At 34.0% G+C, this 12,569-nt stretch carries 11 protein-coding genes; 2 read left to right on the top strand and 9 right to left on the bottom strand.

Going from position 1 to position 12,569, the window contains the following annotated elements; translation table 11 throughout:
- Window positions 1–3 precede the first annotated feature (3 nt).
- Window positions 4–1,422 (bottom strand): NADP-dependent phosphogluconate dehydrogenase, encoded by a 1,419-nt coding sequence (gndA, locus tag EL260_RS17315; RefSeq protein WP_123856611.1) that lies wholly within the window; start codon window positions 1,420–1,422, stop codon window positions 4–6.
- Window positions 1,423–1,675: 253 nt separating this feature from the next.
- Here gndA and EL260_RS17310 point away from each other — a divergent pair, with 253 nt between their 5' ends.
- Together EL260_RS17310 and EL260_RS17305 are read left to right on the top strand one after the other, a co-directional pair.
- The gene (locus EL260_RS17310) at window positions 1,676–2,500 is read left to right on the top strand and encodes a helix-turn-helix domain-containing protein (RefSeq protein ID WP_123856609.1); all 825 of its coding nucleotides are present in this window, start codon (window positions 1,676–1,678) and stop codon (window positions 2,498–2,500) included.
- 75 nt (window positions 2,501–2,575) lie between these two features.
- Window positions 2,576–3,874, top strand: a complete 1,299-nt coding sequence (locus tag EL260_RS17305) for a serine hydrolase domain-containing protein (protein ID WP_123856607.1) — start codon at window positions 2,576–2,578, stop codon at window positions 3,872–3,874.
- Window positions 3,875–4,280: 406 nt separating this feature from the next.
- Here EL260_RS17305 and EL260_RS17300 read toward each other — a convergent pair whose 3' ends face one another.
- The 8 genes from EL260_RS17300 to EL260_RS17265 all read right to left on the bottom strand — a co-directional run bounded on the left by EL260_RS17300 (window position 4,281) and on the right by EL260_RS17265 (window position 12,348).
- Window positions 4,281–4,823, bottom strand: a complete 543-nt coding sequence (locus tag EL260_RS17300; RefSeq protein ID WP_123856606.1) for a DUF3575 domain-containing protein — start codon at window positions 4,821–4,823, stop codon at window positions 4,281–4,283.
- An 89-nt stretch (window positions 4,824–4,912) separates the two neighbouring features.
- Window positions 4,913–6,058, bottom strand: a complete 1,146-nt coding sequence (locus tag EL260_RS17295; protein ID WP_123856604.1) for a helix-turn-helix domain-containing protein — start codon at window positions 6,056–6,058, stop codon at window positions 4,913–4,915.
- 219 nt (window positions 6,059–6,277) lie between these two features.
- Entirely contained in the window at window positions 6,278–7,204 is a 927-nt protein-coding gene (locus EL260_RS17290; protein WP_123856602.1) for an NAD-dependent epimerase/dehydratase family protein, read from the bottom strand.
- A 59-nt stretch (window positions 7,205–7,263) separates the two neighbouring features.
- Window positions 7,264–7,848 (bottom strand): Crp/Fnr family transcriptional regulator, encoded by a 585-nt coding sequence (locus EL260_RS17285; RefSeq protein ID WP_123856600.1) that lies wholly within the window; start codon window positions 7,846–7,848, stop codon window positions 7,264–7,266.
- Between the two features lie 172 nt (window positions 7,849–8,020).
- Window positions 8,021–9,151, bottom strand: coding sequence for a serine hydrolase domain-containing protein (locus EL260_RS17280; RefSeq protein ID WP_123856598.1), 1,131 nt, complete (start codon window positions 9,149–9,151; stop codon window positions 8,021–8,023).
- A 629-nt stretch (window positions 9,152–9,780) separates the two neighbouring features.
- Window positions 9,781–10,419, bottom strand: a complete 639-nt coding sequence (locus tag EL260_RS17275; RefSeq protein ID WP_123856596.1) for an NAD(P)H-binding protein — start codon at window positions 10,417–10,419, stop codon at window positions 9,781–9,783.
- A gap of 58 nt (window positions 10,420–10,477) precedes the next feature.
- Window positions 10,478–11,389 (bottom strand): alpha/beta hydrolase, encoded by a 912-nt coding sequence (locus EL260_RS17270; RefSeq protein ID WP_123856594.1) that lies wholly within the window; start codon window positions 11,387–11,389, stop codon window positions 10,478–10,480.
- 110 nt (window positions 11,390–11,499) lie between these two features.
- Window positions 11,500–12,348, bottom strand: a complete 849-nt coding sequence (locus EL260_RS17265; RefSeq protein ID WP_164466539.1) for a helix-turn-helix domain-containing protein — start codon at window positions 12,346–12,348, stop codon at window positions 11,500–11,502.
- Window positions 12,349–12,569: the final 221 nt, after the last annotated feature.

Genomic DNA, 12,569 nt, shown 5'->3' with positions numbered 1-12,569 from the left:
AATTTAGTTATTTACGTTTTGCCATGAAGTGTGAAAAACTCCTTCTCTGTCAATTCTTTGGTAAGTGTGTGCCCCAAAATAATCACGCTGAGCCTGAAGCAGATTGATCGGTAAAGATTCTGTTGTATAGGCTTCGAAATATCCTAAAGCTGTCTGAATTCCTATGCTTGGAATTCCGTTTGATGCAGCAAAGGAAGCGACTTTTCTTAATGAAGAAATTTTATCTTTTACAATTTCTGAAATCCCTTGATCCAATAGAATATTAGATAAATTCTGATCTTTAGAATAAGCCGAATAGAATTTTTCTAATAAAACAGAACGGATAATACATCCGCCTCTCCATATTTTGACAACATCTTTTAAAGGAATTTCAAACTCATATTCTTCAGAAGCTTTTACCAGTAATGCCAATCCTTGAGCATAGCTGATTAAAGTAGACAAATACAAAGCTTCGCCCACTTCTTTGATGAACAGGTCTATATTTTCAGGAGTTGTTATTGCTCCTTTAGGATATAGTTGAGAAGCTTTCACTCGCTCATCTTTATAGGCAGATAAAATTCTTGAAGTTACCGCGATATCAATAGTCGGAATAGAAACACCAATTTCCATGGCCTGCTCAGAAGTCCATTTCCCTGTTCCTTTTGCTCCGGCTTTATCTAGAATCTGGTCAACAAGAAAACCATCTGTTAAATCATCTTTTTGTTGGAAAATATCTCTTGTTATTTCAATAAGGAAAGAATTCATTTCCCCTTCATTCCATGTTTTGAAAACTTCATAAAGCTGATTATTGTTTAGATTGGCTCCTTTTCTCAACAAATCGTAAGCCTCACTGATTAACTGCATAATAGCATACTCAATACCATTGTGAACCATCTTTACGTAGTTTCCTGCAGAACCTTTGCCCATGTAAGCGGTACTAGGTTCACCATTAACTTTTGCTGCAATTAATTCCAACATAGGTTTTAACAGGTTGAAGGCTTCCAAATCTCCACCAGGCATAATACTCGGTCCTCTTCTTGCTCCTTGTTCTCCTCCGGAAACGCCCATTCCCATAAAATGTAGGTTTTTAGACGCTAAATCAGCAATACGTCTTTCAGTATCTTTGAAATAAGAATTTCCAGCATCTACTACAATATCTTTTGGGCTGAGAAGCGGTGTAATGCTTTCCAGAACAGCATCTACGGGTTTTCCTGCGGGAACCATTAAAATAATTTTTCTCGGAGTATCCAAAGCTGATACAAACTCTTCAAGAGATGCAGTTCCTTTAACTGAAGTTCCAGGAGTGGCTCCTTGATGAAGTTCTCTTACTTTTTCCTCATCCAAATCGAACCCTGCGGTAGAAAAACCATTATCAGCAATATTATAAAGCAGGTTTCTCCCCATTACGCCGAGACCGATGACCCCGTAATTGTACTTTTCCATTCTTCTCTTATTTAAGATTTATTTTATTTTTACAGGTCAAATTTACGGAAATGCATAGCAGTAAAAAAAATATATGAAATTTTCTTTCAATCGTTACAGTAGGTTTCATCAACTGAAAAATCTGCAAACGATCAAGAGAGATTCATATAATTCATGCTGGCTATTGAATTACACGATAATTATATTGTTTATATTAGAAAAAAGGAAATTGATTCATTGAGGTGAATTCGCCTCAATTTAAAAGCTAAAAAAGATGACCATAAAAATCTATAAACCAGAAAACCTTATACTAAAAAAGTATATTGAATGCTTTTATATCCTCGAGCAGACTTCTGAAGAGACCTCTGTGACTTATCTTACCTTTCCGAGCATTTATACGATTGTCACTATTAGTGAGAAAACAGAAACCCAGATTAATAAAAATAAAATGACGATCAGATACTGCCAGTCCAATCCAATTGAAACCAATCTGGTAAGCAATTTTAATGAACCGGTATTGATCAATTATGAAGGGATAATCAATGAAATTACGACTTATTTCAAACCATTGGGGATCAATGCTTTTATACCAAATAAATTAAGAGATTACGCGGAAGGAAGCTTTCCAGATTTTAGTCCATACGAGGATTATAAAGAAACCATGGCAAGTATTCTTTCCATAAAAGATCCGGATGAAAAAATAAGGACGATCGAAGGGTATTGGCTTTCAAAACTTCGTCCGTTTGAGAATGTTTTACTGGCGGAGGTACTGACTGAAATGCTCAGTACAAATAATATAAATCAATCTATGACGAAATTGTCTTATACAACGGGCCGGTCCCGAACAACGATCAACAAGCATTTTGATCAGCATATTTGTAAAACACCTTCCCAGTTCAAAAAAATCATCAGATTCAGAGCCGCGATTCAAAGCCAGCTTGATGAGAAGAATGGAGTAGGATTGTCTTATAGTGTAGATTATTTTGATCAGTCCCACATGATCAGGGATTTTAAAACACTAACAGGTTTTACGCCAAAAGTTTTTTTTTCAAAAATAACAACACTTGAAAAAGGTGTTATAAAATGGATGTTTATTTAGTAGGTTTACAAAAATACAATGATGATGGTTTATTAAGTAGTAACATTGCAGTCTAATAATATCATCAAATAGTTTATGAAGCCAATTCTAATCATACTGTTTTTTCCACTTCTTATTTTTGGACAGAAAAATGCAACAGCTGATCTTGCGAAATATATGCAAGCTCAGGTTGAAATAAATAATTTCAGTGGAAGTGTCCTTGTAATGAAAGACGGCCAGGTTTTACTAAAGAGAGCGTATGGTTTAGCAGATTACGAATGGAAAATTAAAAACACCATTGATACTAAATTTCAGTTGGCTTCAGTAACAAAACAATTTACCGCCACTGCTATACTTCTATTGATTGAAAAAGGGAAGCTATCCCTTAATGATAAACTAAGTCAATTTCTGCCAGATTACCCCAAGGCCGATAGTGTTACGATTCATATGCTTTTATCACATACCTCAGGGCTGGCTATGGGTTTTAAAGAAATAGCCTTAAGTTCGATGGACAAAGATTCTGCCTATGCCGAAATAAAGAAAATACCTTATGAATTTTCTCCTGGAGCTAAAAGCGGATACAGTAATATTGGCTATTATTTATTGGCTAAGATCATTGAAAAAGTGTCAGGTGAGAAGTACGCCGTTTTCTTAAAGAAAAATATATTTGAAAAAGTGGGGATGAACAATACGGGCATCAGTAATAATGAGTCGATAGTTGAAAAAAAAGCAAAAGCTTACTGCCATACAGAGCATGGGATTATTCATAATCCTTATATCAACTGGGAAATTAATTTAGGACATGATGGTGTGTATTCTACAGTTGAAGATCTGGCCTTATGGGATCAGGCCCTATATGGAACTGATATTCTTTCCACACAGATGAAGAAACTAATGTTTAAGCCCTATGGCACTGAAAATTGGGGATATGGCTTTATCATCAATCCGTTTTACAATCAGGGACGTCAATTAATTGCCCATGACGGGGGCTTTTTTGGTACCATAACTTCCTTTAACCGATTTACGGATGACCAACTTTTTGTGACTGTACTTTCTAATAACGAATCATTTTCCCATATTATAAGTTATGGACTCTCCGCAATTGCATTGGGGAAAGAAGTAGAACTTCCTTACAAACATCATCAAATTGAAATAGATACGAGTTTATATGATCAATATGCAGGTAAATATGATCAAATTACCATAGTGAAAATTGATGGTAAACTTTATTTTAACAATGTTGAAATGGAGCTCATCCCAGAGTCTAAAACCAAATTTTTTAGAAAGGATAATAATGACAGGACCATTGAATTTATTCCAGATAATAAGGGCTTTTATACGACTGTAATTCTAACAAAAGGTGGAGTAAAAGAGGTTATAACAAGGAGTAAATAGCCACGATGGTTCTACGGCTTAATTGCCAACCGGATTATTTTTTTTTAATGAGAACATTTCTAATTTACTGTAAGTATTTCTGATTTTGAGAATAGGAATGTTGAAGGTTTTAATTTTTTTGAAAATTAATGAGTTGATTGTTGTTTGCTTAAAATAAATATGCGCAAAATTTAAAAAAATATGCGCATATTGTCGTTTGTAATCAAGACCGAATTATCTTATAACACTTTTATAGATGATCGGTTCCACTTGAGCCAGGCTAAAGGAGAATTACGGAGCTGCTTTCATCCTTGAATTTTTAACAATTTGATATTTTTTAAATTTATCGTATTAGGCTGATCTCATACTTTTGCTTCTTTGTAGAAAACAAAAGCGCTGTTATTCTTTGTTTTTAGATGGATTGATATTAAAATCGATAGCCAATATTCAATCCAAGCTTTATAACTTGGTTATGATCAGTTTTATTTGCATTGAATACCAGTCTTCCATAACCAGCGTTGGCTTCTAAAACAAACCCTTTCTTTGTGACAAACTTCCATCCCAAACCAGCACCCAGTGCTAGATCATAAACATCTTTACCTTCAGTGAAAGTCAGGTTGTCTGCTGCGTATATTTTTTTCCTATCAATAGATGTGAACATTCCAAATCCTTCGACAAAAAACCCGGAAGCATATTTTTTGCCAAAATAATATCTGTAATAGGGGGAAATATAGTAATTCATATCATCTTCTTTTGTATTATCATATACCACCAACGCAGAGATCCCCAGAGATGAATGTTTGTTCAGATACCGTTCAAAACCTATTTCCGCAGCACCGGATAACGGCGAGATTAGATTTAATTTAATTTCATTTTTTTTCTCATAGGGATCTCCATTCGTTTCACTGTTTTGAGCATGAACAGAATAAAAAGTAAACAAAATGATTACTAATAAAAAGCTTTTTTTCATAAAAATTAATTTGAATTATTTATCAGGCAAAATTCAAATAATAAAAGTTAGAAGGGGTTTCAAAAGCTTAAAAATGGAGAAAATGGCACTTATTTGAGGGTGTTTTTATATTCATTTGGAGTTTGACCGGTAACTTTTTTAAAGGCTTTATAAAAAGTTGTTTTTGAAGTAAACCCAGACTCTAATCCCATCGTCAGCAGAGTATAGTTTTCATATTCCGAATTTGATATCATTTCCTTAACAGCCTCCACTCGATATTGATTGATATAGTGGGCAAAGTTGTCTCCTGTTATCGTATTTACAATCTGTGAAAGATATCCCGCACTTATGCTTAGTTTTTCAGCAACTTTTTCTCGGTTTAATGTACTGTCGGTATAAATATGCTGATCTCTGCAAAGAGCTTCCAGTTTTTGGAAATAAAGATTATCTGCCGTGATCGATTCTTTATATTCTTGTGGAGTATTATTTTGTACATTCTGTACAATTTGCAAATCCGTATGCGAAGTAACTGAATCTTGATTTAAAAGATTATAGACAGCATCTTTGTTTTTGGCAAGCTTGTATTTATAAATACCTATATAGGCTGTCCAGTGCATGATAAATGTTGCCGATAAAGCCAGCCCACTCATGGTAGAGGAAATGTCTATTCCAAAAAAGAATCCTACCATATAGGTAATTAGCCAGGTAGATAATAATAAATAGAGAGTCGTTAATAAAGTAATTACCCATTTTTTTTCTTGTGGATCTTTTAAGTATCTTATCATAAAATAAGAATAAAAAGGAGGAAAAAGGATAATGATAAAAGCAAATAAAAGCTGAATCAGTCTAAGTATATTGATGATGAAAATACCAGAACCTGCGATTTTATAGAGTCCTAAAATATCATTAATATGGTATAAAATGGTAAAAGTAGAGGAGTAGGCAAACGGAATGTAATACAAATAAGTTCTTTGTCTGTTCTTTACAGTATCATCAATTCGGTTTATTATAAAAAGGAAGATGAAGACGGGTAGTAAAAATATCCACTCAATATAGTCCAGAAAGCATAGCAAAGGATAGGATTTAAATGCGCCTTCAAGCTCAAAAACGTAATTCAATAAAACAAAGGAAAGTGCAAATAACAAGTAGGCTAAATATCTATTTGAATTGCTGTTGAATAGGGAAGATTTTAAAATAACTAAGCCTAAGACTATTCCCTGGAAAATTGCAATATTTAAAAATGTTGTATAAATCAAATTTTTAATATAAAAGTTGTTTTAAATATAGTTCTTTCATGCAAATTGACACAACAAATTTATAGTACTGCTGATGACTTTTGTTTAAAGATTGAGAAACAAGTTCAATTAAGATGATTTATTAAAAAAGCAATGGAAATAAGAACTGTTGCAATTTAAAAAAAGGGTGCCTTTAAAATAGACAGTACTGTTTTGTGGTAGGTACTCAATAATAGTGTTCTATGCTTGGATGCTTTCAAAAGTTTCTTTCATTCCATCTTTATAAGTCGTTGGTGTAAAATTAAATTTTTCACAAAACTTAGTACTATCAAAAAAATAATCTTGTGTATTTTGATATTGCATTTCCACCAGATTTCTGATTGTTTTATCAAACAAACCAATAATTTTCATTAACCAGGGTTTTAACAAAAAAAATGATGGTTTTTTGTTTGCTAAATCAGCAGCTATTTTTATAAAATCTTTACCCCGTAATTTTTCAAAAGCAGTTGGCAAATGCCAAACCTGATTATAAGCATCTGCTGTATTTCCTAAAATAGCTGTTGCTTTGGCAGCATCTGGCGTGTAGGTAAAAGAGTGAATTTTGTTGGCGTTAGATTGCCACATCATCATCTTACCTTTCTTGATGGGGGTTAGCAAAAGTGTATTAATAATTCCATTTCTAGCATTTGGTCCGTAAAAATCGGCACTTCTGGCAATAATTAATGGTAACCCTTTTGTCTGCATTGCAGCCATCAATTTTTCGAGCACAATCATTCTTACTTTTCCTTTTTCTGACGACGGATTCATTGTAGAGTTCTCTTGCATATGGGGAATTTCCGAATAATCATACACATAAACATTGTCCAAAAATACAAGTTTGGCTTTATGTGTTATACAAGCATTTATCACATTATCGATAACTAATGGCCAATTTTTTCTCCAAATATTTATATCATAAGGAAACCCTACCACTAAATAAACGACATCTGCACCGGTAACTGCATTTTTTACCAAATCTCCATTCGTAATATCTGCAACAAAAAGTTCGTCATCTGTATTTACCTTTTGGGGATTTCTGGCAACTAAACGAATTTTATCAGTGTATTTTTTTAATTCTTTTGCTAATGGAATTCCAATATCGCCACCAGCACCTAATATAACTTGCATAATTTTTAATTTTATTAGCAAATTTCGTCACTATAAAGGTAGAAAAATGATGACTTTGGTTAAGATTTTAAGGTATTTAAACTACGTTTACGGATTCGGCTTAAACTTTCCGGTTCTACACCAATATATTGTGCGATATACCGTTGAGGGACGCGCTGGAGGAGCTTGGGCATTTTTTCAAGTATTTCTTCGAATTGCTCTTCCGGTGTTTTAGATAATAAAGACTGAATTTTTTTGATATTTTGAAGCGTTATGGTTTCCACCAAATTATTGAAATACGTTGCAATTGCAGGGAATTTTTGCAAGCAAAGCATCAAATCATCACAAGAAATAACCATGCATTCTGTTTCTTCCAAACAAATGATGCTGGTGGAAGATTTACATTTTTTTGAAAAGCTTTCTAAGTCAGTAGAAAACTCATTTTCAAAAGAAAAATTACAGGTTCTTTCAGTTCCTTTTTCTGTATAAAAATATTGCCGTAAAGCTCCTTTTAAAACAAAAAAAGCTTCAAAAGAAACACTTTCTTTTTCCAACAGAATAGTATTCTTTTTAAATTGTTTATGTTTAAAATAAGAATAAAAATTCAATGCATCTTCTTCGGAAATTGTTCCGTAACTTGAAAGGAGTTGATGAAAATTTTTCATTGTTAAACTGTTGAATTCTTGAATTCTTGAATTCTTTTTCTATCTAAAAACTTCTGAGATTATTATGCCTAAACATCCGTTTGAACATGCCTCTATTTTTCAGACAAAACCTCCCAATAGTAGATATTATTTTCAAAGGTAAGACATTTAAAAACTTTTATTTTGGTATATATTATGGTTTCATAATTTTTTCTGCTAAAATAATGAGTTCATTCTGAGTGTCTTGATCTGCTTCATTAGAAAGTAGAACGATACCCGAATTTAGAGCCGGATAAAATACCATGTAGCTGCTAAACCCAAGGCTTCCCCCGGTATGTGAAATACTAACCCTGCCATCTTCTGTCTTTTTTACTTTCCAGTTAAGTGCAATTGCTCCATCTTCAATTTTGCCAAAAGTTGGCTGGTGGCTAAGCTTTACAATAGCATTTTGCTCATTCAGTTGAAACGCCATGTATTTTAACATATCCGAACTGGAAGAGGCTATACTTGCGGCTACTCTTAGATCCTCCCAATCAATTACAGGCATAATACGTCCCTTACCATCATAGCCAATTGCCATTTTTGCAGGCCGTTTACCAGATCCTAAGAGATAAGTATTTTTCATTTTTAAGGGTTGCACAAAATGCTTTTTCAGGAGATTCGCATACGAGTCATTATAAATGTCCTCCATTATGTATCCCAGCAATTGTGCTGCAGTATTGCAATGCCTGGAAACACTTCCTGGTGAAACCTTTAACTTCACTTGATGCAGATCTCTGTAAAGATCCTGTCTGCTGTATTTTTTGTGAATAGAATCTAAAATATAAGGTATGGAGTCTGGATCTGCTTTTCCGAAAATATCTTTATCCGGCATCCAATTGGGTAACCCTGAAGTAAGGTTTGCCAGATTAAGGAGTGTAATAGGTGTTCCATTATAATTCAAATTGGGGTAATCTTCCTTCAGATATTTTCGTATATCATCGCTAAGGGCTGCCTTTTTATCAAGAACGGCTTTCGCAAGTAAGGTTGCACTAAATGTTTTGGTAATGGAAGCCAGTTCATATACGGTATTTCCTGTTGGCAGTTCTTGTTTGTCCTTTTGGGTAGAACCATAATTATAAAGATAAGGCTTTCCATTTTTTATAATACCGATTGAAATACCCACTCTGGAATTATTTTGCATAAAGGCAGAAGCTGATTGATTTACCAATGAATCTAATGTCGTTTTTAATTGATTGTCGGTGGGCAATTTTATTTGACTTGTCTGAGCAAAACAATCTGAGGTAGAGATCAGAAATGTTAAAAATAAGAATAGATTTTTCATATATATTTAAGTTTTGATAAGACGTTTTTGAGATTTGGAATAGGTCTACAGGCAATTGAAAAGATACCATGTATTCATTCCTTTAAAGTTATAATTTTAATAAAGGAAAATTCAAAATATATTTGAAAATAGATTTTCACATTTAATATTCCATGTTCTTGTAACAGCATAATTGCAACTTTTGCAAAAGTGTTGACTAACAGAGTTGCTTTGAACCACTAGTTTTTGTAAAATTGATACAATTAATGGAGGCAAGGCAATTATGATAATTTGCAGAGAATTTTCCATTGTAATTTTTTCATGATTAATTATAATAAAGACAAATTATTTTATTCTTTTGTTACATGAATATGAAAATAAATTTCTAATCTTCCTGTATTGTTTGTATTTTTCAAAAAATATATTAGCTGTTTTTTGTCTTAAAAAAGGTGAAAAGGATTTACAAAAGTAATAACATGAAAACAGTGCTGCTTGTAATAAAGTGCACTGTTTTTATAGTTTATGATCTCGCGGGCTGAAATATCGAACCTTTTTACCGATTTAGATATGTTTTTTTATTAAAAATCATAGTTTTTATATGCGGTTCATGTTTGTTAGAATCCCTGTTGGTTGTTTTGTTGATCGTTAATTTAATAAAATGACGGCTTATTGCCATAAACACCAGGTTTGTTGACCCCTACACTGGCTCGTACATCTTTTTCAGGATGTTCAATAATATGGGTAATATAATAAGCTATTGCTTTTCGGGATACTTCTGTTCCCATAAAAGGTTCTCCTTTTTGTGTTGTTTCATAATCCGTCTCATTTTTATCCGTTAACCATGAAGGACGGACGATGGTGTAATCAAGACTCGACTTTTCAATAATGTGAGCTGCTTTACTGTATCTAACCAATTCAGAGCCAATCATTCGGTTATTCCATTCTCCAAACTTACCGGCAACTTCATCATAGATTCCAAGGGAGGTTACGAAAATAAGACGCTTTTTAGCATAAGCTTCCATGGTGCTTACGATTACTGAAGCCATTTTATCCACTTGTCCGGCAAGATTGGCATATACAATATCACTTTCTTTTATGGCTGTTGCAAGGTCATCCTGATTGAGAACATCACCAAGAATAATGTTTGAGGATGAAGCAAATTCCTTAACATGATCTGAATTGCGGGCAAATAATGTCAATAAAATATTTTTATTGGGGATAAGAAATTCAATGACATGTTGGGCAATAGCCCCACCTGCACCCAATATTAAAACTTTTGTGGTCTCCATTTGTATGCTGTTTTAAACAACGAAGTCAGAAATAATCTGACCCGTTGTTATTTATTAATTATAGGTTTTCTTTATAAAAAGGGATTAGCTTATCCAATGCAATTGCTACCGGTTCCGGTTTATCATAAAGATCATAATGTGACCAGCCATCAACCACTACTAATTCTTTTTTCTGAGAAGCGGCACGACGAATAATCTCAAATCCGTCTCTGTATGCTCCGAATGCTCCTGGTTTACGTCCCACAATTACCAGTAACGGCTGGGTTAATAGTTTTTCAGCCAGATTATAAGCATCCCAGGTTATGGCAGCAGCATTATGAGAGAATAACGTTTTGTTTACTCCATTGGCACTTTCACCACGGGAAGTACGGTAATATTCAGTAGCCTCCAGAAGGTCAATATCAGCACCTGCTTCTTTAGCCATTTCGTAAGTAGGATAAAGCCCTTGGTCAACTCTTAAAGCAGCACCTCTGGCCTCTGCTGTCCTTTGCTCTGCAATGGCTTCAAGATTAGCGATTGGATCACCAAATTCACGCATTACACGGCCATAATTAGCTCCGGTTACTGTTGCAACTGCCTTGATACGACGTTCTTTCATGGTGGCATTAATCGAATAGCCTCCTGCACCGCAGATTCCCAAAACTCCGATCCTTTTTTCATCTACGAATGGAAGGGTTACCAGATAATCACAGGCATAGCTGTAATCTTCTACACGAAATGACGGATCTTCTAAAAATCTGGGATCACCACCACTTTCCCCCTGAAAAGAAGCATCCGGAACCAAGACCACAAATCCTGCATCAGCAAATGCCTGGCCATATACATTTCCTGAAGTTTGTTCTTTACAGCTTCCAATAGGATGGGTGCTGATGATGGTAGGATATTTTTTGTTCTCATCAAAATCCGGAGGGAATAATAAGTCTGCTGCTATATCCCAATACAAAGCTTTGAATTTTACTGACTTTTTCATTTTTTAATATTTTTTATGATGATAAAATTTGTTTGTTCATTTTGATAAGACAAAGTTATGCTGGGGGGGCTGCTGTATTTGAAAACAAAATACTGTAAAACAGAAACATTTTACTGATTTCTGAATACCTTGGGAGAAATTCCTGTTTTTTTACGGAAGAAACGGGTAAAATATGTGGGGTATTCAAAGCCTAAACTGTACGCTATTTCATTAATACTAAGGTTTGTATCGCGTAATTTAGCCTTTGCTGATTGTATGATATACTGATGGATATGTTCTATTGGGGATTGTCCCGTAAAATGTTTAATTACATCTCCAAAATAATTGACAGAAAGATGAGCCCTTTCTGCGAAATAAGCAACGGAAGGAAATGTATCTATATTGTTATCTTTTCCAAAATACCAGTCCAGGTCTTTATAAAAATCAGCCACTACTTTATTGTAAACTTTGCTTCTTGATTCAAACTGACGTTCATAAAAGTTTTGGGTATAGGAAAGAATGAGAACAGCATAAGAAACCAAAACATCCTGAGAAAAATCTTCCCGCTGATATTCTTCATAGGCTTTTATAAAAAGATCATATAAGACCTTACTCTCACGGTCTGTCAGAAATAAGGCTTCATGGCGTGTATAACCGGTAAATGTATAATCTTTTGCAAATTTATGAAGCAGTTTAGGGTTGACGAAAATTCCATATCCTATAAAAGGGTGTTCCAGATCCCATTCCATATTATTTCCCGGTTTATCCAGAAACAAGCAGGAGCTAGACATTTCTTCAACAGGGGGCTGCACTGCAATATTGTTTTTGATGGCTATTACATAGAACTCCAGTTCTACAGGGGGAGATTTTAAAAGGATATTCTCGTGCTCATCATAATGAATCACCTGAATAGCATCACTAGTGGAGCTTTGTACATTAATGTATTTTAAAAAGGATGGGATGTTATAGGACTTCATCATTGTATTGTTTATCCAAAAATAAAAAAATACTTAATTGATTAATGAAACTTATTACGGTAAAAACGAAACGATTTACAGATTTGTACATTAGAATGATGAATCAGTTTCAAAAGTTGGATACTATTGTTTGTATATATGCAATTTAATTCAATACAGATAAAACCTGATGATCAAAGAACAGGATTCGGCAGACTAATGGATGTTGTGATGAAACAATATCA

Origin of the sequence: Chryseobacterium nakagawai (assembly GCF_900637665.1) — a bacterium.
GTDB lineage: Bacteria > Bacteroidota > Bacteroidia > Flavobacteriales > Weeksellaceae > Chryseobacterium > Chryseobacterium nakagawai.
This window is presented reverse-complemented; position numbering and strand designations above follow the sequence as displayed.

What these genes read in the sequence shown, in the direction of transcription:
- gndA (WP_123856611.1), bottom strand. Translation starts at nt 1,422, where the DNA reads ATGGAAAAGTACAATTACGGGGTCATCGGTCTCGGCGTAATGGGGAGA.
- EL260_RS17310 (WP_123856609.1), top strand. Translation starts at nt 1,676, where the DNA reads ATGACCATAAAAATCTATAAACCAGAAAACCTTATACTAAAAAAGTAT.
- EL260_RS17305 (WP_123856607.1), top strand. Translation starts at nt 2,576, where the DNA reads ATGAAGCCAATTCTAATCATACTGTTTTTTCCACTTCTTATTTTTGGA.
- EL260_RS17300 (WP_123856606.1), bottom strand. Translation starts at nt 4,823, where the DNA reads ATGAAAAAAAGCTTTTTATTAGTAATCATTTTGTTTACTTTTTATTCT.
- EL260_RS17290 (WP_123856602.1), bottom strand. Translation starts at nt 7,204, where the DNA reads ATGCAAGTTATATTAGGTGCTGGTGGCGATATTGGAATTCCATTAGCA.
- EL260_RS17285 (WP_123856600.1), bottom strand. Translation starts at nt 7,848, where the DNA reads ATGAAAAATTTTCATCAACTCCTTTCAAGTTACGGAACAATTTCCGAA.
- EL260_RS17280 (WP_123856598.1), bottom strand. Translation starts at nt 9,151, where the DNA reads ATGAAAAATCTATTCTTATTTTTAACATTTCTGATCTCTACCTCAGAT.
- EL260_RS17275 (WP_123856596.1), bottom strand. Translation starts at nt 10,419, where the DNA reads ATGGAGACCACAAAAGTTTTAATATTGGGTGCAGGTGGGGCTATTGCC.
- EL260_RS17270 (WP_123856594.1), bottom strand. Translation starts at nt 11,389, where the DNA reads ATGAAAAAGTCAGTAAAATTCAAAGCTTTGTATTGGGATATAGCAGCA.
- EL260_RS17265 (WP_164466539.1), bottom strand. Translation starts at nt 12,348, where the DNA reads ATGATGAAGTCCTATAACATCCCATCCTTTTTAAAATACATTAATGTA.